General features: G+C 56.6%; 21 protein-coding genes. 9 read left to right on the forward strand and 12 right to left on the reverse strand.

Annotated elements, in window-relative coordinates; genetic code table 11:
* Positions 1-5: 5 nt before the first annotated feature.
* Together A2V21_309775 and A2V21_309780 are read left to right on the forward strand one after the other, a co-directional pair.
* A complete protein-coding gene (locus A2V21_309775; protein ID OIJ74519.1) occupies positions 6-644 on the forward strand; it encodes a hypothetical protein in 639 nt (212 codons plus the stop codon).
* 269 nt (positions 645-913) lie between these two features.
* Positions 914-1,696, forward strand: a complete 783-nt coding sequence (locus tag A2V21_309780) for a hypothetical protein (protein ID OIJ74520.1) — start codon at positions 914-916, stop codon at positions 1,694-1,696.
* 72 nt (positions 1,697-1,768) lie between these two features.
* Here A2V21_309780 and A2V21_309785 read toward each other — a convergent pair whose 3' ends face one another.
* From A2V21_309785 to A2V21_309840, 12 genes are all read right to left on the reverse strand, one after another.
* Positions 1,769-2,407 carry a hypothetical protein gene (locus A2V21_309785; GenBank protein ID OIJ74521.1) on the reverse strand — a complete coding sequence of 213 codons (639 nt, stop codon included), beginning with the start codon at positions 2,405-2,407 and terminating at the stop codon, positions 1,769-1,771.
* Positions 2,408-2,597: 190 nt separating this feature from the next.
* Positions 2,598-3,341, reverse strand: a complete 744-nt coding sequence (locus tag A2V21_309790; GenBank protein OIJ74522.1) for a hypothetical protein — start codon at positions 3,339-3,341, stop codon at positions 2,598-2,600.
* Between the two features lie 15 nt (positions 3,342-3,356).
* Positions 3,357-6,740: a hypothetical protein gene (locus A2V21_309795; GenBank protein OIJ74523.1), complete on the reverse strand. Its 3,384-nt coding sequence runs from the start codon at positions 6,738-6,740 to the stop codon at positions 3,357-3,359.
* A gap of 81 nt (positions 6,741-6,821) precedes the next feature.
* Positions 6,822-7,409 (reverse strand): hypothetical protein, encoded by a 588-nt coding sequence (locus A2V21_309800; protein ID OIJ74524.1) that lies wholly within the window; start codon positions 7,407-7,409, stop codon positions 6,822-6,824.
* A 172-nt stretch (positions 7,410-7,581) separates the two neighbouring features.
* A complete protein-coding gene (locus A2V21_309805; protein ID OIJ74525.1) occupies positions 7,582-8,712 on the reverse strand; it encodes a hypothetical protein in 1,131 nt (376 codons plus the stop codon).
* Between the two features lie 96 nt (positions 8,713-8,808).
* Positions 8,809-9,765, reverse strand: a complete 957-nt coding sequence (locus tag A2V21_309810; protein ID OIJ74526.1) for a hypothetical protein — start codon at positions 9,763-9,765, stop codon at positions 8,809-8,811.
* Positions 9,766-9,823: 58 nt separating this feature from the next.
* The gene (locus tag A2V21_309815) at positions 9,824-10,771 is read right to left on the reverse strand and encodes a tol-pal system protein YbgF (protein OIJ74527.1); all 948 of its coding nucleotides are present in this window, start codon (positions 10,769-10,771) and stop codon (positions 9,824-9,826) included.
* 8 nt (positions 10,772-10,779) lie between these two features.
* A complete protein-coding gene (locus A2V21_309820) occupies positions 10,780-11,394 on the reverse strand; it encodes a peptidoglycan-associated lipoprotein (protein OIJ74528.1) in 615 nt (204 codons plus the stop codon).
* A 34-nt stretch (positions 11,395-11,428) separates the two neighbouring features.
* Positions 11,429-12,751 carry a Tol-Pal system beta propeller repeat protein TolB gene (locus tag A2V21_309825; GenBank protein OIJ74529.1) on the reverse strand — a complete coding sequence of 441 codons (1,323 nt, stop codon included), beginning with the start codon at positions 12,749-12,751 and terminating at the stop codon, positions 11,429-11,431.
* Between the two features lie 3 nt (positions 12,752-12,754).
* Positions 12,755-13,591 carry a protein TolA gene (locus A2V21_309830; protein ID OIJ74530.1) on the reverse strand — a complete coding sequence of 279 codons (837 nt, stop codon included), beginning with the start codon at positions 13,589-13,591 and terminating at the stop codon, positions 12,755-12,757.
* Positions 13,588-14,001, reverse strand: coding sequence for a protein TolR (locus tag A2V21_309835; protein ID OIJ74531.1), 414 nt, complete (start codon positions 13,999-14,001; stop codon positions 13,588-13,590). The genes A2V21_309830 and A2V21_309835 overlap by 4 nt, the downstream gene beginning before the upstream one ends.
* 3 nt (positions 14,002-14,004) lie before the next feature.
* Positions 14,005-14,700, reverse strand: a complete 696-nt coding sequence (locus A2V21_309840) for a protein TolQ (GenBank protein OIJ74532.1) — start codon at positions 14,698-14,700, stop codon at positions 14,005-14,007.
* A 294-nt stretch (positions 14,701-14,994) separates the two neighbouring features.
* Between A2V21_309840 and A2V21_309845 the strand changes: the two genes are divergently transcribed.
* From A2V21_309845 to A2V21_309875, 7 genes are all read left to right on the forward strand, one after another.
* Positions 14,995-15,369: a chromosome condensation protein CrcB gene (locus A2V21_309845; GenBank protein OIJ74533.1), complete on the forward strand. Its 375-nt coding sequence runs from the start codon at positions 14,995-14,997 to the stop codon at positions 15,367-15,369.
* Positions 15,370-15,379: 10 nt separating this feature from the next.
* The gene (locus A2V21_309850; protein OIJ74534.1) at positions 15,380-15,721 is read left to right on the forward strand and encodes a hypothetical protein; all 342 of its coding nucleotides are present in this window, start codon (positions 15,380-15,382) and stop codon (positions 15,719-15,721) included.
* Between the two features lie 310 nt (positions 15,722-16,031).
* The gene (locus tag A2V21_309855; protein ID OIJ75146.1) at positions 16,032-18,320 is read left to right on the forward strand and encodes a ribonucleoside-diphosphate reductase, adenosylcobalamin-dependent; all 2,289 of its coding nucleotides are present in this window, start codon (positions 16,032-16,034) and stop codon (positions 18,318-18,320) included.
* 230 nt (positions 18,321-18,550) lie between these two features.
* A complete protein-coding gene (locus A2V21_309860) occupies positions 18,551-18,769 on the forward strand; it encodes a hypothetical protein (GenBank protein OIJ74535.1) in 219 nt (72 codons plus the stop codon).
* Between the two features lie 182 nt (positions 18,770-18,951).
* Positions 18,952-20,346: a UDP-N-acetylglucosamine diphosphorylase/glucosamine-1-phosphate N-acetyltransferase gene (locus A2V21_309865; GenBank protein OIJ74536.1), complete on the forward strand. Its 1,395-nt coding sequence runs from the start codon at positions 18,952-18,954 to the stop codon at positions 20,344-20,346.
* On the forward strand, positions 20,347-22,167 hold the full coding sequence (locus tag A2V21_309870; GenBank protein ID OIJ74537.1) for a glutamine--fructose-6-phosphate aminotransferase: 1,821 nt from the start codon (positions 20,347-20,349) through the stop codon (positions 22,165-22,167).
* A 194-nt stretch (positions 22,168-22,361) separates the two neighbouring features.
* Entirely contained in the window at positions 22,362-23,543 is a 1,182-nt protein-coding gene (locus A2V21_309875; protein ID OIJ74538.1) for a hypothetical protein, read from the forward strand.
* The last annotated feature ends 9 nt before the right edge of the window (positions 23,544-23,552 follow it).

Below are 23,552 nucleotides of genomic sequence, written 5' to 3' on the forward strand. Positions count from 1 at the left end.
TCGATATGCTTGTAAGCGAGATATTCAAGAGTATCCAGGGAGAGTCCAGCTACGCTGGCCTTCCTTGCGTCTTTGTAAGGCTTGCCGGGTGCAACCTTAAGTGCAGCTGGTGCGATACCCCGTACGCGCAGGGGACCGAAGGCGCCAAAGAGCTTTCAATCGAAGAGGTCTTGAAGGATGTTGCGTTCTATGACTGCGCCCTTGTCGAGATAACTGGCGGGGAGCCTCTTGTGCAGGAAGAGGCGAAGGAGCTTGCCGGTAAGCTCATCGAAAGGGGCTATACGGTCTTGATAGAGACTAACGGCTCGGTCCCGTTGGCCGGGCTCGACAAGCGGGTCATAAAGATAGTCGACGTCAAGTGCCCGTCGAGCGGACACGGTAGTTCTTTCCTTGTCGAGAACCTGCAATACATGACCCCTGAGGACGAGGTCAAGTTCGTTATCGCCAACAGGGGCGACTACGACTGCGCCAGGGAGTTCATGGAGAATATGCTCCGGGGGCGCACGGAAAAGGTGCTATTCGCGCCTGTGAGGCCTGAGATGGACCCCAGGGTCTTCGCCGACTGGATATTGAAGGATTCGCTCAGGGTGAGGCTCCAGCTCCAGCTCCACGCCTACATATGGCCTGACGAGAAGGGCAGGTAGTTCTTTACTTTCACCGCTTAAGACTGTAGAATCCTGCAGACTGCTGAAAAAGGCCAATCTGCGGCGTCGTCTTCAAAATTCGTCACTGCGGCGTACCATCCAAGTACGCCTCATTCCTCATTTTTAGACTCCTTGCATCTTGACCTTTTTGAGCAGTCTGAGCCTGATTTTGAGTTTTTCAGCAACCTGTTGATCCAATCTCTGATGGAGCTTAAGCGAACGAAGTACCTCATACGAGGTACTTCGTTTTTGGGACGCAATCCGTTGTCATGAAACCATTCATCATACTTTCCATCGCGCTCTATTCCCTGGGTCTTATTTCGGTAATAATCCACCACGCGTCCGGCGCAAAGGCGGCAGGCAGGGCATCCAGATGGCTCCTTGTCGCAGGCCTCATCGTCCATACGGCCGGTCTCTTTGAGAGGATATACTCGACAGGCCACGCCCCGATGGCCTCCATGTACGAGACCCTTGTCTTTTTCAGCTGGACGGTCGCCCTCGTGAGCGCGATAGTCATATTCAGGTACAGGGAGAGGGAGACGGAGGTGGTGACCATGCCAATCGCCATCCTCGCCCTCCTCTTCTCTCTTCCTAACGAGAAGCCCGGCGGGCCGCTTGCGCTCATATTGCGTACGCACTGGTTCGAGACCCATGTTACGGCATCATTCGCCGCCTACGCGCTCTTTACCCTCGCGTTCTCGGGCGCCCTTATCTATCTTTGGAAAAAATGGAGGGGGATAGAGGCCGACGAGCTTAAAAAATTTCAGGAGATAGCCGCCAGGAGCATACTTTGGGGCTTCTTTTTCTTCTCGGCTTCGATGTTCGCCGGTGCGGTATGGGCGTACCTCGCCTGGGGCACCTACTGGCTCTGGGAGCCAAAGGTGATCTGGTCGTTCATAGTCTGGTTCTTCTATGCCGGGGCGATGCACGCATGGTATGTGAGGGAATGGCGGGGGACGGGTCTTGCCATCGCCACGGTGCTTGGGTTTATCGTGGTGCTCTTTACATATCTGGGCGTCTCTCTTCTGATGAAGAGCAGCCATAACTTCTGATCAGATACTTGAAGCCTGTACAAATAAAAACGCCCGCCGGAGAAGCCGGCGGGCGTTCCTGTCTGTATCCTGTCAAGCCTTAATGCGCAGCTTTCTCCTGAAGGCGGCAAACCCAGCCAGGCCGGCTCCGAGCAGCAGGAGCGTAGACGGCTCAGGCACTGGCGCAGCCGCATTGTCTCCTCCGAACTCAAGCTGAGCGTTGAGATATGTCCCGGAATCGAAAGAGAGCCCCTTCCAATCGAACCAGACGTCACGGCTGCCCCATGAGAGCCTCGAGTTGTCCCAGCCGGCCATGTTGGTGTCGACGATGACGTTTATAAGGGGGTTCCCGCTGCTGTCGTCGAGGTCTGAGACCCTGAGTCCGTTGAAGCTTAAGGGGACTTCAGTGCAGTCAAGTGTGAAGTCCTCGCTCCAAGCGCATGAAGTGGCGGTGTCCCGCCATGTGCCGGAATCGCCCGGCTGGATGACGTATGAGTAATCCACGAAGATGCTGTCAGCTTCGACATTTACCTGATAGCCGTACGGGTAGGAGAAATAAAATGCTGTCTCGTCAGAGTCGCCTGCGGCCACAGTTGTGGAATAGGAAGCCGCCATCTCCGGCGAATAATGCCCCAATGTGACGGGGTCGCCTATTAAAGTCGCGCCAGCCATCATTGGCCACGCGCATAATCCGGCCGCAATTGCGGCATAGCCTGAGATCCGCTTCATCATTTATGCCTCGCCTGGAAAAAGAGAATTCCTTTCCACGACAATAATATCGCAAATTGCGTGCCGTCTTAAGCTATTGTCAACTAGTTGATTTATTGGCAGTTTTTTTTAATGGTTTTGAAGGTCTGTAAAGCAGGCTTTACAGTCGTCAATGCGTGACTGTAAAGTTTTCTGACGGATGCCAGGCAGGCTCCTAACCTTTCCTCCACCACATGACCGCCGACCTCTTGTGGAACTTCGCGAGGAGCAGCCCTTTTTTCCTTACGAGCTTGCCTTCGAGATAGCCTCTGAGTTTCCTGTCGTGTTCCTCGGTAACGATGCCGATATACTCCTTCCAGAACTCGACCGCCTCTTCGATAGTCTCAAAGGGCTGGTCGAAATCGTACTCTATCATCTCGACGTTGGCGAAGACCCCCATGGCGTGAAGAGCGGAGTAGGTCTTGAAATAATCCGATCTTTCGCCGAAGGGCCTCCCAAAGAGCAGGGGATAGAGGTCCCTGTAGTAGAATTTGTCCGCTTTCGGGCCCGCGTTCTCGATTATGAAGACATACTTTCTGGCAAGCCTGTCCATCTTTTCGATTGCAGCCTCTGGGTCGCCCAGTAGCGCGGGCACGTTGGCGCAAAGGACCGCGTCATGGGCCTTCGTCTCCGCCTCCTCCCACCTCGCGAGAAGCGGACTTACGCCCTTGACGCCATCCCGTTTTATATCCTCTTTGAGGATATCTATCATCGCCGTGGATGAATCGAGGGCTGTGACGGTCTTGCCAGCCTTCGCCAGAGGTATGGCGAGCGTGCCGCACCCTGCGCCAACGTCGAGAAAGGTCCTGGCGTCAGCTGTCCTGGGGAGTATGACTGAAAGCGCCTTTTGCGGAAAATCGGTATGGTCCAGCCCCTTCCTGTACCAGTTGGCCTTCAACCTGTTCCAGAAGCCCTGCATCTCGTCTTTCCCCTCCTACTCGAAGAGCCTGAAAGGCGTTCGTATGAGCCTTTCAAGTATCCCGAATATGTTCTTCCTTATCGATTTTACGGGCAGCGGGAGCACGTCCGGGTCTTTTAGAGGCCCCTCCATCTCGAAATAGAGGCTCACGGCGCTGTTCCTGTCGCCCGTTATTATCCAGCCCGCCAATGGTATGTTCGATATTATCTTGTCTATCGTGACAAACGGGTGAAGGGCGATAGTGGCGTCGATGCTCGGGCCTGAGGTGTCTATCTCGCCCACCGCCGACATGCGGAGCGTATCGCTGTCCAGGGAGAGGTTATCAGTGGAGAGCACACCGTCGACCATCATGAAATTGCCATCGATACCCTTGTGCCTGAGCCCTTCCTCGAAGAGCTCGTCGATAGAGACGATGTTCACTATCGAGAAGATGTCGGTGAGGAAGCCGAACTTCCATAGCCGCCCCTTGCCCGTAGAGATGTTCATATAGCCATTGAGGCCTCTTGCCGCAGGCTTTACGTCCCTGGCGGATGAGAGGAGTATGTCAACCCTTGCCTTGCCGGATAGCACCCTCTTCTTTGTCCGGAAAGAGCTGAGGGCCGTCTCAAGGTCGATGTCGGTGAGCTTCATGTCTACGGTATAACGGAGCGGCTCTGACTTTGAGATAAACAAGGTGTAGCTCCCTGCGGCCGTCCCCCCGTCTATATTGGCGGCCAGTGGATAGAACTGCACGATCTTGCCGTCCATCAGGACCCCGGTGGATAAGGCAGTAAAGCGGTGCCCCCACAGGTCGCCTTCCGCGGCCTTTATCGTGCCTGTACCCTTTATCTTCCTCGCTTCCTTGCGGGCCTCTTCTGTTTCTTTTTCCTCTGTAGCCTCATCTTCTTCAGTATTTTTTTCCTTCTCCTTTTTCTTCAGAAGGTCGGTTATGTGGAGGGTGGGGAAGAAGAGGTCGAAGGTCACGTCCCTCTCGGCTATATCGAGTACGTTTATCCTGCCGTTAAGGCTGGTGGAGCCTGTAGAGATGTTTTCGATATCTATTGTGGCCTTCTCCCTGTCAAGGGTAGCCCTGGCGTTCACCTTTTCAATGGGGTTCGGGATGTTTTTCGTCTTGAAACTGCCGTCCTTTATGCCGACGCTCCCCTGATACTCCGGCTTGGCCTCTGGCCCGGCCTTCCCGGCCTTGATGTTAAGTGATACCGCGCCGGAAGAGGCGAACTCTTTCCTTAAAAAAGGCGAGACCTCGTCGATGTCGGCTATCAGTATCTTGTCCGAAGCCAGGGAAAGCGAGTAGGCCTTCCTGTTTGTAAGGATGTTCCCGCTGACCTTGACGCTTGAAGAGCCGAAGTCTACCAGCGCGTCCTTGATGATCACCTGAGCCCCCTTGCGCTCTACATCTACCTCGGCCTTTAGAGGGAAACCCGCGCTCTTATCCAGGTTCTTCCTGAGGAAAAGCTCGGAAGATGTTGCGTCAAGGGAGCCCCTGGCGGCAAAATCATCAGGCCTGCCATTGGCGGTAACGGTAAAGGGAATCCTCTCGGAGATTTTAAGCTCCGGAGGTTCCTTGCGCGCTATCTTCCTTAATATGTCCTCTGTCAGCCCCCCGGAGGCCTTGAGGCTGAAACGCGCGTCCTTGCCCCTGTAGCCCTCTACTGTCCCTGAAAGCGAGATGTCCGACTGGCCGACAAGGGCTTTTGATTCATGCACCCGTATTAGCTCGTTATCGAACGAGACCCTGGCGTTTAGGGAATCCACCTCCGGGACGTTCCCGTAAGAGAAGGCGGCGCCTGTTATGAGCGTCTCCCCGGAGTATTTGAGCGGCTTTTTCTCTTTGAGCGCGCCCGAGAGGCTGGCGTTAATATCCGCCGAGCCGCTGGCGTCGATCTGCGCAAGCTTCTCCCGCGCCCCCTCTTCTGAAAGGTCCCTTGCGATGGAGAGGGTCTCGCCTATGTCGAGCGAGCCTTGAATGGATAGGTCGAAAGTGGCCTTGCCGAGCGCGTCCCTTACCCTGCCATTGAGGCTTCTTATCGTCTCGTTGCCGTATTTCCCTGAAAAATTGGAGACGGCGAGCTCGTTGCCGCTGAAGGCCAGCTCTGCCGATATATTCTCGAAAGGCTTGTTCAGCCCCTTGTAGCCGAAGGACGCCCCGTTGATCGACGCGGCCAGGCGGACGCCGCCCGGCCTTTTGAATATAGCCCCTCCTTTAAGCTCTTCGGCCTTCCCGTCAAGGCTGAGCTCTTTTATGGCGATGGATCCGCCAAGCGGCTCTATGGCAATCAGCTTTTCCGCTGTTGCATTGGGGATAGCCTTAAGGGGGATGAGAGCCTTGACAGTAGCGAGGGAAATGGGGGTGGTCGAGGCCCTGATACTGACCCGCCGTTCGTCTTTGCCGCCGCTCAAGCCCAAGCGGCCTTTTACGGTGAAGCCCTCCATATCGACCTTGATATCATCTGCCGAGAGGTCGAACTCTTTTCCATAAGAGATCTTCAAGGTGGCTTGCCCTGAAGGCGAGCTTATCGGGCGGTTGAATATCGACGGCAGGGCGGCTTGAAGCCCTTTGTATGTGATATCGGCGCTCAGCTCGTCCTCGTCGTTGTAGAGATAGGAAAGGTCGAGGTCCACCCTGCCTTCAACTGAGGCGCCATGGGACCTTTCTTGGATGTAAGGGTTGAACCTGGAGAGCATGAGCCCTTCGACCGACCCATGCCCCGTTATTATCCCCGTATTGTCGACCTTCCCTGAGAACGCGAGCGACGTAGACGGAAGGAGCATACCTTCCGCGCCGAAGGTATGGCCTTCCCCGGTCCTCTCGAACATGGCGTTCAGGCCGGATAGTTCAAAGGATGCTCCAGCGGCGGGAAGGTCGTCGATGAATATGACGTGCCCGCCCCTTAAGTCGAGAGTCTTTATTATAAGCTTTCTTTTTCCCTCGTATTCCTCTTCTTCTTCAGCCTTTGATGGCCTCTCCTCTTTTTTTTCCCCTCTCTGTTTTTGAGATTCGAGGAAGAGCGAGATATTGAATCTTCCATCCTTATCCCTGCTGAGGGCGAGGTCCGGGTTCTTTAGTTCGAGGGCCTGGAAGACAGCCTTCCCGGCAAGGAGCTGGGCGAGCGAGAGCCTTACCCTTACGCGGTCGGCTGAAAAGAGTTTTTTTCCAGCGTGAGAGAGCGCGATCTCCGTGACCTCTATATCGGGCGAGGGCAGGGCCTTTATGACGATACTGCCGAGTGCTACGTCCCCTGTGACACTGGTCTCGATGAGGGACTCTATCCTTGGGGCGTACCTGGTGAGGTCGAGGGGGGTGAAGAGCACGAAAGCGAGGGAGAAGAGCAAGAGCGCGGCGCCGCCGGTTATTATCCAGGGCAGTATCCGCCTTTTTCTCGGGGTCTCATTGGGCAAGGCAACACCTTTAGGGATAGATAGCAGGCTGTAAAAACAGTCCTTGACGGACTTATTCCATCCTGTCAGAGGAGGCCGGGGCTATTTAGAAGGGGGGTCCTTTGAAAAGCGGATATCCCCTATGAACGACTCCGCGGAGCTTTTCGTGTCATCCGAGTCTATCATGATAGACAAGCTCCCGACTGAAGGGGGCTCGTCGTTGAAAAGTCTCCTGTAATCCTCGTAGACGTTCCTGGTCTCAAGGACCCACTTGCCGGCCTCTGCCGTACCGCTTTTGAGGACGATGTACCTGGTGTTATCTGACTTCGTGCTCCTGATATGAAGCCCGGCCGGGGCCGTGCTCTCCCATATATACCCGAGGAGCCTGGAGTTTACCGACTTGGGCCACCTTGGGAAAACGACGTAGACCTGGGCGGCCTGGTCGTCTATGGTCTCCCTGCGGACGTCAGCGCCTTTTGGAAGGCTTGTGACCTTCCAGCGCCAGCTGAGGTACGGGTATTCCTTCAGATCGAACTTGAGCTCCCTGTACAGGGCCGAAGAGGTCCCCGAACTCTTTAAGTGTATCGCGGGGCCGAACTCCGCCGATACCACCTTGAAGTCGGCTTTCCCCTTCCATTGCTTGACCTTCCAGCCGTCTGGGGGGCCCTGGGAGGGCGAGCCGACAGGCACGCCAAGGTCCCTTTGAGTGAGGGCGTTGGCCGATAGCGCCAAAGCAATGATGAATGCCGCGGACGAAAAAACCGTGAAAAAGATTGTTCTCATATAAAGATGCGATATTCCAGAAATATAAGACAAATTATATAGTAGAACGGACCTGCCCGCAAGACAATTGGAGGTGGGTCTACAGGCCCGGGATGAGCCTTTTAAGCCAGCCGTTCCTTGGCGAGATAGCGCCTTTCGGGCACATCTCCTGGCAGCAGTAGCACCTTATGCACCTGTTGTAGTCTATCTCTATCCTTCTTGCCTTGGTCATGACCTCTGCCGGGCATACGCCTACGCATATGCCGCACATGGTGCAGCTCACCGGGTCCACGCCCGGTCTTGAGGTGAGCGCCTTCCTGAGCGGCCCGTCAAGGAAGCCCGGCAGGAACGAGGCGAAGTTCACGTTCATCTGAGGGGGGAAGACAAAGCCCTTGACCGAGATCGCGGATAGCTCCTCTCCGAGCGCCTCTACGTCCTGAGGCCTTGACGGAAGCCCGCGCCTTTTGGCTGCCTTGAGTACAGGCACGTCGTCATGGCAGGCCCCAAGTACGCCAGCGGCGGCAGCGTCCATGGCAACGCAATCGGTCCCGGCGAAGACAAGGCCGAGCTCCCTGGGCGTGCCGCTTCCTGGGCCGTTGCCCTCCATGCCGACTATGGCGTCCATTACAGTAAGCTTCGGAGAGAGGAAGAGGCAGAGGTCAAGGAGCATGTCGGCGAAATGAGCGCTACTAACCCCGGCTGACAGGTGCCATTGGGGCTTTAGCTTCCCAGGCACGCACCCGAAGAGGTTCTTTACCGCCATCGTAAGATACATCTGGGCGTGGGTCTTGAGCTTTGGGACGTTTACTATGCCGTCGCACTCCAAGGCTTCGCTTGCCACATCCAGCCTTTTGAAGGTATGGCCGCCAGGGTTGGCGGCTATGGTAAGGGTCTTAAGCTCTATTACCTCTACCCCAAGCTCGCGGCAGGCCGAGAGGATCCCGCTTTTTTCAGCGGCCCCCCTCGCGGTGCCGAAGCCGGGGCTGTCGCCGACGACCGGCGTGGCCCCGGCCTCCTTTATAAGTATGAGCACGGCCCTTACCACCTCAGGGTGGGTCGTCACCGCCGCCTCCGGCGGCTTGGCGGCAAGGAGGTTTGGCTTGACCAGTATCCGCTCGCCGCGCTTAACCAGGCCCGCGATGCCTCCGAGAAGGGTTACGGCTTCGGTAACGGATGCCTCTACCGAAGCTCTTTCATATGAACGGCATCTTTTGATTGCGACCCTGGACACAAAAGTCCTTCCATAAGAATGGCATGGCGGCCGTTATAAACGGCCAGATATCATTATGTCATGATGTTTGGGATTTTTCCAGAATGAGTGGGGAATTCAGGCTTCGACGGGTCCGGAGTCCTCGAAAACGGTCACCCGGTCCCTGCCCGCTGTCTTGGATGCGTACAGGGCCTTGTCCGCGGCCCGCGTAAGCTCGTCTATCGTGATTATCCTGTCCTGGGGGTACAGTGCCAGCCCGGCGCTTACGGTTATACTTATCCCGGGGGCTACCGAGGAGAAGTCGTATTCCTTCACAAGCTTCCTGAACCTCTCAGCCGCCAGGAGAGCGCTTTGCGAGTCGGTGTTAAAAAGGCATATTATGAACTCTTCCCCGCCGAACCGGGCAAGGAGCTCTCCCCCTCTTTTGCAGGAGTTGAAGAGGGCGCCGATCTCTTTCAATATCTCGTCCCCGGCGGCATGGCCGCAGGTGTCGTTTACCTTCTTGAAGTGGTCTATGTCGAGCAGGAGGCAGGCTATCTTGAACCCGTGGCGGAGCCCCAGCGCCATCTGCGTCTTGACCGACTCGAAGAAGTGGCGCCTGTTGTTGAGGCCCGTAAGCTCGTCCGTTACGGCGAGCTTTTCAAGGAGCGCGTTCTTCTCCTTCAACTCCTCCATGAGCCCCTTCATCCTGAGGAGCGACTTTACCCTTGCTACCAGCTCCTCGTTATCAAAGGGCTTTATGAGGAAGTCGCTCGCCCCGAGATTGAAGCCCGCGAGTTTTTTCTTGAGGGAGTCCTTCGTCCCTGAGATGAGGATTATGGGGATATCCCTGCCGTCTTCCATGGCGCGGATGGTAGAGATGAACCTGTAGCCGTTTATGCTCGGCATCTCTATATCCGTGATTATGAAACCGGGTTTATCCTCGACGAAGGACTTTATGGCGGCAAGGCCGTCTTCCGCCTCTATGAAAGATGAGAAGATATCCTTGAGGGCAGCACGTATGGCTGCCCTGGCCTGGCTTGAATCATCGACCAGCAGGACTTTTTCGTGAGCATGGTTGCTCGTCAGCATCATCTTTTATCGACAGAGCGTAGTAAGAACTTGAAGAAAAAAGAGCGGTGGGGGGTGCGTCTTACCTGAGGGCGTCGAGCCTTTTCTTCGCGAGGTCGGCCTCAGTGGTATTGGGGTACTTTTTCACGACGTCACGCAGGAGCACCCTGGCCTCTTTTTTGGCTCCTATCTTTTCAAAGGCGAAGCCCTGCTTCAGAAGCGACGCAGGGATCTTCTCGCTCTCAGGGTACTTCTTTACGGCCTTGTCGAATTCGAGTATCGCCATCTCCCAGTCGCCCTTGGCGTAATATATCTCCCCGAGCCAGTACTGGGCGTTGCCGGCGTATTTGTGCTCCGGGTAAGAGGAAAGGAACTTCTGGAAGGTCTCTACGGCCTTGGGGTATTCTTTTGAGGCTGTCTCCTTATAGCCCTTTTGATAGAGGGTCTCGGCCTCTCCGGGCCTTGTCTGCTTTTCATCGTTTGCTTTCGGCGCGGGCTCCCTCGCCTCTGTCAGCGCCTTTTCAAGCTGAGTGGCCTTCCTGTCAAGGGCCGCAACAGTTTCCATGACCTCGGCGTAAGTCTTGTCGTTATTCCGGAAGGAGGCCTCAAAGGAGGCGAGCCTGTCCTGGACCGACCTGACCGAAGACTCGATCGAGGCGAGCTTCTGGTTAAGCGCCGCCGAGTCCTCCCCGGCGGCGCCGAGAGCGTCCATCATCTTTTCCCGGTCGTGGGCGCCTTCCTCGATATTGCCGTTGACCACGGACAACTCATTGCGTAGCTTGTCGAGGCCCAGGTTCGCGTCAGCCAGGCTCCTCTTGAGCACGTCAAGTTCTTCCCTGATGGCAGGGATGCCGCCAGGGCCTTCGAGCTTCGCGAGCCTGTTCTTAAAGGACTCGTTATCTTTCCTGAGCCTGTCTACGTCGGTTATGAGCTGCTCCTGCTCGCCGGTCATTATGGGAAAGCCGGGGCCGCAGCCCTGTATGGCAAGCGTCAGGAACAATATCGATACGAAGAGCGCGCGTCTTTTCATGGGTGGTCTTAGTTCGCTATTATGACGAACTCCGCCCTCCTGTTCTGTGACCATGTAGCTTCGTCATGCCCTTCGATGGCGGGTTTTTCCTCGCCGTAGCTCACCACGTCCATCCGGTCGACCTTTATCCCCATATCCTGGAGGTACTTAAGTATGCTCCGCGCCCTTTTGTCGCCGAGGGCGAGGTTGTAGTCGGTCTCACCGCGCTCGTCGGCATGCCCTTCGATCCTGACCTTTATCGCCGGGTTGATCCCGAGCCATTTGGCGTTCTTGGTCAGGTTGTCCATGTCGGTGTCCCTGACCGTGTAATTGTCATAATCGAAATAGATGGTATAAAGATGTCCTTTTTCCATGGCCTTTGCCGTCAGGGTGTCGCCGCCGGGCGTTAAAGAGGCGTAGCTGCCGCCAAGCCTGGCGTCCGTGGTGCCCTTTATGTCCTCGGAGGTCACTCCCTCGGCTGATACCCCGGCCTCAGGCACGACCTCGGCGCCGGCTATCGCGGCGTCGTTTTTCTGCTGCGCGCCTCCGGCTATGTCCTCTGTCACGATCCTTTTTTCGCATCCCGCCATGAGCAATGCACCAAGAAAAACGGCAGGCAATATCTTTAAGAAGTCCTTTTTCATTCTCAGCACCTCCTTGCGGTTGAAATGGTCCCGGTCACTTAAGGTAAGGCGACCAGGCGGGGGCCAGCTCGCCCCCGATACCAGTATTAAGCCTCATTACCTCACCGCCGTCCGCGCGTATTATCTTGAGAGAAGCCGCGCCGCCGGCTGTAGAGCTATAGACGATGTTGCGGCTGTCAGGAGACCACGACGGGTTCCTGTTGTTGCCTTCGAAAGTAAGCTGAGAGAGTCCATCGCCGTCAGGCCGCACGACCCAGATATTGAATTTTCCGCTATCGGAACGGGATAAAGCGATCAGCTTGCCGTCCGGGGACCAGGACGGGCTCGAATTGTACTTGCCGCTGAATGTTATTCTCTTTGACTTCTTGGTAAGTAAGTCTAACACATGAATCTGTGGATTTCCAGCGCTATCGGAAACATAGGCGAGTTTGGTGCCGTCCGGGGACCAGGCCGGCGAGACGTCTATACCGTGGTTGTCCGTAAGCTGGCTGTAGACCTTGGTCGCGAGGTCAAGGAGCATGAGCTCAGGGGACCTTTCCCCGGTAAGCGTAAGGGCCACCTTGCCGCCGTCAGGGGAGAACCTGCCGGCTATGTTTATGCCCGGTCTGGATGAAAGCGGCTCGTCTTTGCCGTTAGTAAGGTCGAGGAGGTACATGGCCGGGGTCCCTTTTTTGTAAGAGACATAAAGGGCCTTCCTGCCGTCCGGGGACCATTGGGGCGCGAGGTTTATCGACCTGTTCCTGGTGAGCTTCATGGCGTTTTTGCCGTCGTAGTCGGAGACGTATATTTCCTTGTTGCCGCCGCTGCCGGATACGAAGAGTATCTTCGTGGTGAAGACCCCACGGGTGCCGGTAAGCTCCTCGTAGAGGGAATCAGAGAAGTAATGGACAATCCTTCTCGGGTTCTTCGTTGACCCGACGAGCCTTTTGCCTATGACCTGCCTTTCAGTGGCCGTGTCGAAGAACCTCAGCTCAACGGTAAGCCTGTCGCCCTCGGCTATGAAGCCTCCCTTAAGGACCCCGTCAGCCCCGATGGCCCGCCAGTTCCTGAAGTTGGTCTCGGCCGCGGTAATGCCAGAAGTGTTCGGGTCCTCGAGATAGGCCGCCCTGTCTATGACGCTAAAAAAGCCCGAGAACCTCAAGTCGGTTATGGCTGCGTCCAGAAGATTTTTTTTGATAGCTTCCCGTTCGGCCTTCTCTGCCGGGCCTTGCGCCGGGGCGCCGAGGTCTTTAAACTCCGGGACGCCGATGGGGAGCTTCCTGAAGGCCGGGGCGGCCAGGTCGATGTAGACCTTTGCCCACGCGTCAGGGAGGAATACCGGGAAGAAGAGTATTATGGCTAAAAGGATCTTTTTCATTTTTTATACGCAGCCAGGGCAGAACCTGAGGCCTGTTTCAAGATAGTTCCCTTCGAACTCGACCGGCAGGGGCGGGAAGGGGGATGCCTTCCAGACGGCGCTAAGGAGCGATTCGTCGAACGCCTGATTGCCGGAGCTTTTCTCTACAGCGGCCTCAAGTATCTTGCCGGACCTCGCTATTCTTATGGAGACTATCACCGATATACTCCGGTCCTTAAGGCCCGGCGGATATACCCAGTTGTTCTCGACACGCGCCTTTATTACCCCGTAGTAGGCCGGGTATCTGGACTCCAGGTTCGGCCTTTGCCCCGCGCCATATTCGCGGGCTTGCGTGGGCAGAGGGGGCGCTGCCTTGGTCTCGACCCTGGCGGCTTCGCGTGAGCTTATCTCGTCTTTAAGCTTCGCAAGGCGCTTCCTGCGCTCTTCCTCGGCCTGCAGCTTCTTCCTTATATCATCGACCCTGCCATCTACCAGCTCGTCATTTTTTCTGTTGCGGAGCTTATCGGATATGCTTTTTACCGCCTGATCGACCGAAGGGCTCTTCTCTTTTATCTTGACGGTCTGAGCGCTCTTTTCAGGCGCCGCCTGAGCTCTGCTGGCGGCCTCATCAGGAGCTTTCGCGGCGGCCTCTTTCCTGGCCGGTATTTCTTTGGGCGCTCTCTTCTCCGTCCGTTCAGCCCTTGGCCCCGGCGATTGCACGAGGTCTACCGTGTAGACCGGGGTTATGAAGGCCCGCTTGGCCTCAGAGCCGAAGACAAAGACCGCTAAAGAGATAAGGGCCGCGTGGAAGATGGCGCTCCCGGCGACCGTCCTTCCGAAGCCCTTCATGGGCGTGTTCATTGCCTTTGGCCGGAGGGCTCCGTGACCATGCCCACCTTGCTTATCCCGGCCTTCCTTATCTCCGCCATGGCGCCGGCGACAAACCCGTACGGCACCGATTCATCCGCGCGGAGCAAGACCATCCTGGACTTGTCCCCGCTGGCTATGGCCTCGAGCTTGGCCCGGAGCTCTTTTTGCCTGAACTGCCTGCCGTTGAGGAATATCTTCCTGTTCCTGTCTATGGTGACCACAAGAGGCTCGTCCCCGGAGCTTATGGCTGTCGCCTCCACCTGAGGGAGGTTTACGTCAAGCCCTTCCTGCATCATGGGGGCCGTGACCATGAAGATGATGAGGAGGACCAGCATCACGTCGACGAGCGGAGTGACGTTTATCTGGGACATGAGCCTGTGGTTCCGGTTGCCTGTCACCATGCCCTATCCCTTTTTGCCGGCCTGCTTCTCGATAACGTTCATTATGTCGGAGGAGAAGTTGTTCATCTCCGTAGTAAGTCGCCCTATCCTCGTCACAAGGTGATTATAGCCCATGACCGCCGGTATCGCGGCCAGCAGCCCCATGGCTGTAGCCACAAGCGCTTCCGAGATGCCTGGGGCCACGACCGCCAGGTTGGCTGCGCCTTTCGCGCCGATGTCCCTGAATGAGGCCATTATGCCCCAGACGGTCCCGAACAGGCCTATGAACGGGGCGGTGTTGCCGGTTGTCGCGAGAAAGCCCAACGCGTATTCCACCCTGGCAGTCTCCGTGTCGATCGCCTTCCTGAGTATCCTCTGGAACCTCTCAAGGTCTTCTCTTTTAAGCCAGGGCTCCCCTCCGTCGGCGGATTTCATGAGCCCGGTTATCTCTGTGTACGCGGCCCCGAAGATGTTTACAAGGGGCGTATATTTATAGCCCTTGCTCGCGGCGGATAGATGCGCGAACTGGCGCTTTTCCCAGAAAAGGTCGTAGAAGGAGGCCGTCTCCTTCTCTATCTTTCTCAGGAGGAGCATCTTGTACGCTATTATCGCCCATGAGAAGACCGAGAAGAACAGGAGGACGAGGAGCACGAACTTGACCATGGGGCCCGCGCTCAAAACCATCTCCCAGAGCCCCGAGTTAGCGGAAACTGAAGGCATTACCTAATGTTCTCCTTTTTATTGCCTTTCTGGAAAGGCTTTTGAGAAAAACTTGTTATAGCCCATAGCTGGAGGGTGTTCTGTGACTTTAAAGGTAACATCATTATGGGCCGTAGTCAATCACATCCGGCCTGAAAGGCTCTCTTGAAATGGGCATGCAACGGCTGTCGCTCCGGGGAAAAAGCAGGGGGTCCGCCGGCGCGCTCAGCCGGTGACTCTTCAAAAAAAAAATTGCGTTGGGCGCGCGATTAAAATAGAATGTCCCGAGGGGCAGAAGGCCCCGTTGGTGTAAAAATGTCCAAGCTCGTCCTCATAGCCGCGGCAGGCGCCGCCGGCACCCTTGCCAGGTACTTTCTTGGCGGCCTTGTCCAGAGGCTCTACGGAGGCGCCTTCCCCTGGGGCACCTTCGCCGTGAACATGACCGGCACATTTCTTTTCGGGGTCGTCTGGGCGCTTGCCGAAGAGAGGCTCGTGATAAGCGGCGAGGCGAGGGCGATCGTCCTCGTAGGCTTCATGGGCGCCTTCACCACATTCTCGACCTTCATCTTCGAGACCGGCGAGCTCTTAAGGGACTCCCAATGGGCGCTTGCCATCGGCAACCTCGCCATTCAGAACATAACGGGCGTTATATTCCTTATCCTGGGCCTTGCCATCGGCAGGCTCCTATGAAGGAGGATATATGCAACTGCCGGAAGACGCGGAACTGCTGAGGGTCTTTATCGGGGAGAGCGACAAGTTCGAAGGCCGCCCGCTTTACCAGGCCATAGTAGAGGAGGCGCGGCGCCTGGGGCTCGCTGGCGCTACGGTCACAAGGGGGCTCATGGGCTTCGGAGTCCACAGCAGGCTCCACACCGTCAAGGTCCTTAGGCTCTCCGAAGACCTCCCGATAGTGGTAGAAATAGTCGACAAGCCAGGGCGTATAGAGTCCTTCCTGCCAACACTCGACGGAATGGTCGGCGACGGGCTCATAACGCTCGAAAAGATAAAGGTGATAGCTTACAGGGGCAGGAAAGAGTCCTAAAGGGCCTTCTATCATCTTGATGCCTCAAGCCATTTTCCCCTCGGTGATTATTTTTACACTTCTGTCCAATTTCCCCTTGACAGGCACAATATGTTGTGGTTTACTAACGCTCATACACAATATGGGCGATTACTCAGGTAAATCAACGACTTATTAAATCTGTGGGATCTACCCCTGCCTCCCCGGGCAGGGACCTTCCGCAACACTCAATAACAACACGCCTCAGGGGGTAAAAATGGACCAGGACGTCTACAGCCGTTTGCTTGGCGCCGAATCAGCCGCAAAGGAAAAGAAAAAAAGCGATGCCCCGGTGGCACGTATAGAAGTTAATGACAACGGGCGCAGGGTCCTTGAGAAAAGATATCTCAAGCGGGATGCCGACGGCAAACCCCTTGAGACGGTCGAGGAGATGTTCTGGCGCGTGGCCACGAATATCGCCCAGGGCGACAAAAAATTCGACCCTGACGCGGACGTGCAGGCAACCGCGTCAGAGTTCTACAAGATGATGGCCTCCCTCGAGTTCATGCCTAACTCCCCGACCCTCATGAACGCCGGCAGGGACCTCCAGCAGCTCTCCGCCTGCTTCGTCCTCCCGGTCGAGGACTCGATGGAGTCGATATTCGAGGCTGTGAAGAACACGGCGCTCATCCATAAGTCCGGCGGCGGCACCGGGTTTTCGTTCTCAAGGCTCAGGCCCTCAGGCGATTCCGTCGGCTCCACCTCCGGGATATCCTCCGGCCCCATCTCATTCATGACCGTATTCGACAGCGCCACAGAGGCGATAAAGCAGGGCGGCACGAGAAGGGGCGCCAATATGGGCATCCTCCGCGTTGACCACCCGGACGTAATGAGCTTCATAACCTGCAAGGAGGACAACTCCAAGCTCAACAACTTCAACATCTCCGTCAACATCACCGAGGATTTCATGAAGGCGGTCGAGGCCGACGGCGAGTACTCCCTCATAAACCCCAAGGACGGTAAGCCTTGCGGCTCTCTCAAGGCCAGAGAGGTCTTCGATATGATAGTCAAGATGGCATGGAAGAACGGAGACCCGGGCATAATATTCATAGACAAGATGAACGAGAACAACCCCACCCCCCGCGTGGGACAGATAGAGTCCACGAACCCCTGCGGCGAGCAGCCGCTCCTTCCTTACGAGTCCTGCAACCTGGGCTCGATAAACTTGAGCCGCATGGTAGACCAGGGCGGCTCCGCGATAGACTGGGCGAGGCTCGATGAGACCGTAAGGAAGTCCGTACACTTCCTCGACAACGTCATCGAGATGAACAGGTACCCCATCGAGCAGATAGAGAAGGTCACCAAGTCCAACAGGAAGATAGGCCTCGGCGTCATGGGCTTCGCAGACCTCCTCATACGCCTCGGCATACCGTACAACTCGGATGAGGCCATAGCGCTCGCCGAAGATGTCATGTCTTTCATACAGGACAAGGGCAGGCAGGCGTCACGCGAGCTTGCGGAGGAAAGGGGAGGCTTCCCCAACTTCAAGGGCTCCATATTCGACGGCAAGGGCAAGCCCGTGAGGAACGCAACCGTCACCACTATCGCCCCAACAGGCACCATCTCCATAATCTCCGGCTGCTCTTCAGGCATAGAGCCGCTCTTCGCGCTGGCCTTTACCAGGAACGTAATGGAAGGGACCGAGCTACTTGAGGTAAACCCGCTCTTCGAGGAGTTTGCCAGGGACAGGGGCTTCGACAGCCCGGAGATAATGAGGGAGGTCGCCAAAAAGGGCACGCTCCATGACGTCGACGGCATACCTGACGACGTAAAGAGCGTCTTCGTGACGGCACACGACATCACCCCCGAGTGGCACATAAAGATGCAGTCCGTCTTCCAGAAGTACACGGACAACGCCGTCTCCAAGACCGTGAACTTCCCCAACGAGGCGACGGTAGAGGACGTGGCATCCGTCTACATCATGGCCTACAAGCTCGGTTGCAAGGGCGTCACCGTTTACAGGGACGGCTCAAGGGACGTGCAGGTCCTCACCAAGGGGAGCGAGAAGGAAGTGAAGGCCCCTCAGACAGCCCCGGTCGAGGCCCATGCGATAGCCGAGTACGCGCCCGCCAGGCCAAAGGCCAGGGGCGAGGTCGCCTTCGGCATAACCAAGAAGATGTTGACAGGCTGCGGTAACCTCTATATCACCATCAACGAGGACGAAGAGGGCAGGCCCTTCGAGATATTCACCCAGATAGGCAAGGCCGGCGGGTGCGTTGCCTCCCAGTGCGAGGCGATGGGCAGGATGACATCGCTGGCCTTGAGAAGCGGCGTGGAGGCGCATGAGATAGTAAAGCAGATGCGCGGCATAAGCTGCCACCTGCCGGTAGGCTTCGGCCCCGGAAAGGTCAGCTCCTGCGCCGACGCGATGGCCCAGGCCATGGACTGGTACCTCGGCTACAAGAGACAGAGCGGCAGCGTTACCGTCGCGGACATGGACGCGGTCAACAGCCTGCCAAAGAGCTTTACCCTGGGCCACGAGGTCCTGAAACGCGGCGCGTGCCCTGACTGCGGCAGCGCGGTAGAACACTCAGACGGCTGCCTCGTCTGCAGGGGCTGCGGCTACAGCGAGTGCGGCTGATTCAGCGTTGATTCGGGAATTTAGAGAACCTTTTTTGTAAAAAAGGTTCTCTAAAACTCTCCAAAAAACCTTCAGTTCTTCCCGTCGGGCCCCCCAGGAACTTTGGGAGGGGCCCGACGGGAACCAAAAGTCTTTGAAGGGGGTCTGGGGGAACCTTTCTATAGAAAGGTTCCCCCAGTTCTTCCGTACCATGCCGGAAACTGCCGCACAACGACCGAGAGGGGAGTTTGATGGACATAGAGATGGAGTTCGAGTGCAGGGAGTGCGGCTGGGTCTTCACGCGGAGCTTCCTCCAGATGGAGCACGGCAGGGTCTTGAAGTGCCCGTTCTGCATAGGGACAGTCCTTGGTGTAAGGCGCGAGGTGGCTGTGGAGGAGAGCACGGAGCCGGGCATGGTAGAGCATTCCCCTGAGGGAAGGTATCTGGCTGAGAACAAGATTAAGCTCTAAGCAGGCTGCTGAAAAAGGCCAATCTGCGCATGGCTTAAAAAGACGCCGGGAGAAATATCCCGGCGTCTTTTTTTATTCTCCGCCCCCAGGTGTGTGGAGTATCAAAAACGTATAAGTCCTTTATTTTTATAATATAATCAATTTTCTTGACGTATGGTGGAGCTTCATATATCTTTGAACCTATGAGGAATCTCGCAGCTGTAGTCCTTGCCGCTGGCAAGGGTACGAGGATGAAATCGGATATGCCGAAGGTCCTGCACAGGGTAGCGGGCCATCCGATGCTCTTTTATCCCGTAAGGCTTCTTAAAAAGATGAAGGTGGGCAGGGTGCTGGTGGTCATAGGCCACGGCGCGGACGATGTCAAAAAGACATTCCAGGCTGAAGGATTGGTCTTTGTGGAGCAATCCGAGCAGCTCGGCACCGGCCACGCCGTAATGTGCGCCTTGAAAGAGCTTAAGGGCTTTGATGGCGACGTGCTCATCCTTTCCGGGGACGTGCCACTTATAAGGGAGGAGACCCTGGCGGCCCTCATAGGGCTTCACAGGGCTGGCAGGAAGAAGGCCGCCCTTTCCCTTGTCACCACTGTAATGGACGACCCCAACGGCTACGGCAGGATCATAAGGGACGACAGCGGCAGGATCACGAGGATAGTCGAGGACAAGGACTGCAGCCCCCTGCAGAAAAGGATAACAGAGGTGAACTCCGGCATATACCTCGCTGGAGCCGGGTTCCTCCATGAGAACATACGGCGTATCGGGAAGGAGAACGCCCAGGGTGAATATTATCTCCCTGATCTCGTGCACCTTGCCGCATCGGAGGGTGGCAGGGTCGAATCGCTTAAGGCGGACGAGCCTCAAGAGGTGATGGGCATAAACAACAGGGTAGAGCTCGCGCGCTCCGATAAGCACCTGCGCCTGAGGGTCGCCGAGGCGCTCATGCTCTCCGGCGTTACGATAGTAGACCCTGAGGCGACCTATATAGAGTACGGAGCTGCGGTCGGGATCGATACGGTCATATACCCCGGCGCGCGGATATCAGGGAATAGCGTTATCGGGGCCAACTGCCTTATCGAGGAGGGCTCAAGGATAGAGTCGTCGAGGATAGGCGACAGGAGCACCGTTAAAAGCTATTCGGTCATAGAGGATTCTAAAGTCGGGCAAGAGGTATCGATAGGCCCATTTGCGCACCTGCGCCCCGGCAATACTATAGGAGACAAGGCGCGGATAGGCAACTTCGTCGAGGTCAAAAAGAGCGTTGTCGGGAAGGGCTCCAAGGCGAACCACCTCACGTACCTTGGGGACTCTTTTATAGGCGAGGGAGTAAACATAGGCGCGGGCACGATCACCTGCAACTATGACGGCGTGAAAAAGTACCAGACGACCATCGAGGACGGGGCGTTTATCGGCAGCGACTCCCAGCTCGTGGCGCCGGTCCGGGTGGGCAAAGGCGCTTACGTCGGCTCCGGCACGACGGTCACGAAGGACGTGCCGCCGGGCGCGCTCGTAATAACGAGGGCGCCGGAGAAGGTCGTGGAGGGCTGGGTTGCAAGGAAGCTCAAAGGCAAGGAGAAGGACTGAATGTGCGGCATAGTAGGCTATGTAGGCCCGAAGGACTCGGTTGAGATACTCCTCGAGGGGCTAAAAAGGCTTGAATACAGGGGCTACGACTCATCAGGGATCGCCGTCGTAAAGGAAGGGAAGATTGAGCTCAGGAGGAGCGTCGGAAAGCTTGAGAAGCTCACCGCGGTGCTTCAGAAAAAGCCCCTCGACGGCAATATAGGCATAGGCCACACACGCTGGGCCACGCACGGCAGGCCATCGGAGCAGAACGCGCACCCGCACATCGAAGGCGGCGTGGCGGTAGTGCATAACGGCATAATAGAGAACTACCTCGCATTGAAGGAAGAGCTCATCGATGAAGGGGCGAAGTTCAAGTCCGAGACCGATACCGAGATACTGAGCCACCTCATCCAGCGCGAGATAAAAAAGGGCAGGACGCTCGTCGAGGCTGTCCGCGCGGCGATAAGGCTGGTGAAGGGCACATACGCCCTTGCCGCCGTATGCGAGAGCGAGCCTGACAAGATCGTCGGCGCGCGCATGGAATGCCCGCTCATACTCGGGGTGGGGAAACACGAATCGATACTATCTTCCGACATACCCGCCATACTGAGCATCACCAGGAACGCCATCTTCCTCAAGGACGGGGAGATGGTCGTCATCTCAAGGGAGGGCGCGGAGATAACCACGTTTGACGGAGAGTTGGTCTCGAGGGAGCCTATCGCCGTCAACTGGTCGCCGGTCATGGCCGAGAAGGGCGGGTACAAGCATTTTATGCTCAAGGAGATATTCGAGCAGCCCAGGGCCATAACGGACACCTTCCGCGGCATCGTCATGGAGGAGGCCGGGGATATCTTTTTAAACAAGTTCGACATCCCGCTCGACCAGGTAAAGAGGATATACATAGTGGCGTGCGGCACCTCCTGGCATGCCGGGCTGGTGGGCAAATCCCTCATCGAATCGTTCTTCAAGGTCCCCACAGAGGTAGACCTGGCCTCCGAGTTCCGCTACCGGGACCCCCTGATAGACAGGGGGTCGCTTGTGATATCGATATCCCAGTCAGGGGAGACCGCCGACACCCTTGCCGCCGTAAAGGAGGTAAAGAGGAGGGGGGCGCGTACCATATCTATCTGCAATGTGATGGAATCGAGCCTCACGCGCGAAGCCGACTGGTCTTTCATGACGCACGCCGGCCCGGAGATAGGCGTTGCCTCTACAAAGGCCTTCACCACGCAGCTCACGGCCCTTTACCTGATAGCGCTCTACATGGGCAGGACCTCCGGCAAGGTAGACCGCGAGGCCGGGGTCTCGCTCATACAGGAGCTTGTGAGGCTCCCCAAGAAGATAGAGCGGGTGCTGGACGGGAGCGCTGAAATAGAGGCGCTCGCCCGCAGGTACTTCCATTACAGGGACTTCATATACCTGGGCAGGGGGCTCAACTTCCCGATAGCCCTCGAAGGGGCCTTGAAATTGAAGGAGATATCATATATCCATGCCGAGGGCTATGCCGCAGGCGAGATGAAGCACGGCCCCATAGCCTTGATAGACGAGAATATGCCCGTGGTGGCGATGGCCCCGGGTGATCTTAGCTATCCGAAGATGCTCGGCAACATGGAGGAGGTCAAGGCCAGGGGAGGCCGCCTTATCGCTATCGTGAGCGAGGGCGACAGCCTTGCCTCCGCAAAGGCCGACGACGTTATCTTCGTCCCGGCTGCATCTGTATTCCTTACGCCGATACTCATGGCAGTGCCCCTGCAGCTCCTCGCGTACCATATCGCGGTCCTGAAGGGCACCGACGTCGACCAGCCGAGAAACCTTGCAAAGAGCGTTACGGTGGAGTAAAATACGTTTGTTCCTTATCCGGGCCAATGCTTGCCCGCTTTTTGCACCGGTTCGCTATTTCGTCCTCAAGCTGTCTACGAAAGCGCATCTTTCCTGATACCGCAGCCCTCATCCTGATATTCCCCCTTGAGCGTGCCTGAAGCGTTTGGCCCTAACGGTTCTTTTGCCGATCTACCAATCGCGGAGTGTGTGATATGGGGGAACTGAATGCCGGGAAAACGATCCTTGTAGTTGAAAAGAGCGATACCGTATCTCTTAAACCCATGCTCCAGGGCAGGGGCTACGATGTCGTAGTGGCGAGAAATGGCGCGGAGGCCATTAAGCTTGCGCGTATCTCCCCGCCTGCCCTTGTGCTGAGCGACGTGGTAATGCCTGTCATGGACGGTTTTACCATGTGCAGGAAGCTCAAGGCCGACGAGGGCCTGAAGCACATCCCCGTAGTCCTCATTACCAACCTTGCCGCACCCGAGGACATAATCAACGGGCTCGACAGCGGGGCAGACGGGTACGTTACAAAGCCCTTCAGCCCGGAGTTCCTTTTGGCCAAGGCCGAGACGCTCCTTACCCGCCCTGTCTATGTCACAAACAACCCTGAAGAGAGAAGGATAGAGATCGAGTACGGCGGAAGGCGTTTTGAGATATACGCGGGGAGGGCCCAGGTCGTGAGCTTTCTCCTGTCCACCTACGAGAACGCGATAATACAGAACAGGGAGCTCAACAGGGTCCATGAGGAACTTAAGTCCCTCTATGAAAAGCTCGAGGACAAGGTAAAGGAGAGGACCTCGGCCCTCCTCGCCGAGATAGGCGAAAGGAAGGCCGCGGAAAAGGCCCTTAAAGATAACGAGGAGAGGTTCAGGGCGGTAGTGGAGGCCGCCAACGACGCCGTCATCTGCCTCGGAGCCCCGGACACCATCTTCCTGTGGAACAGGAAGGCGGAGGAGATGTTCGGTTATTCGGCGAGCGAGGCGATAGGCATGCGGCTGCACGAGATTATAGTCCCAGAGAAATACCGGGAGAGGGCCTATGAGAAGCTCGCGAAGTTCTTTAAGACCGGGGAAGGAGAGATGCTTGGTAAGACCATCGAGGTAACGGCGCTCAAGCGCGACGGCACAGAGTTTTCAGTCGAGGTCTCCTTCTCAGCGTTCAATGTAAGCGGCAGTTGGAACTCGGTCGGAATAATAAGGGACATAAGCGAGCGCAGGCGCCTGGAAGAGAACCTGAGGCAGAACCTGGGTGACGTTGAGAGGATGAACAGGCTCATGGTGGGCAGGGAGCTAAAGATGGAAGAGCTCCGGGACGAGGTGCGTAAACTCCGGAGCAGGCTGAAAGAGGCCGAGGGGGCGGGCCTTGCCAGTGGCGCTTTCAAGACCGGGTGAAAATTCTCT

The sequence above is a fragment of the Deltaproteobacteria bacterium GWC2_55_46 genome (genome assembly GCA_001595385.3).
Taxonomy (GTDB): domain Bacteria; phylum Desulfobacterota; class GWC2-55-46; order GWC2-55-46; family GWC2-55-46; genus UBA5799.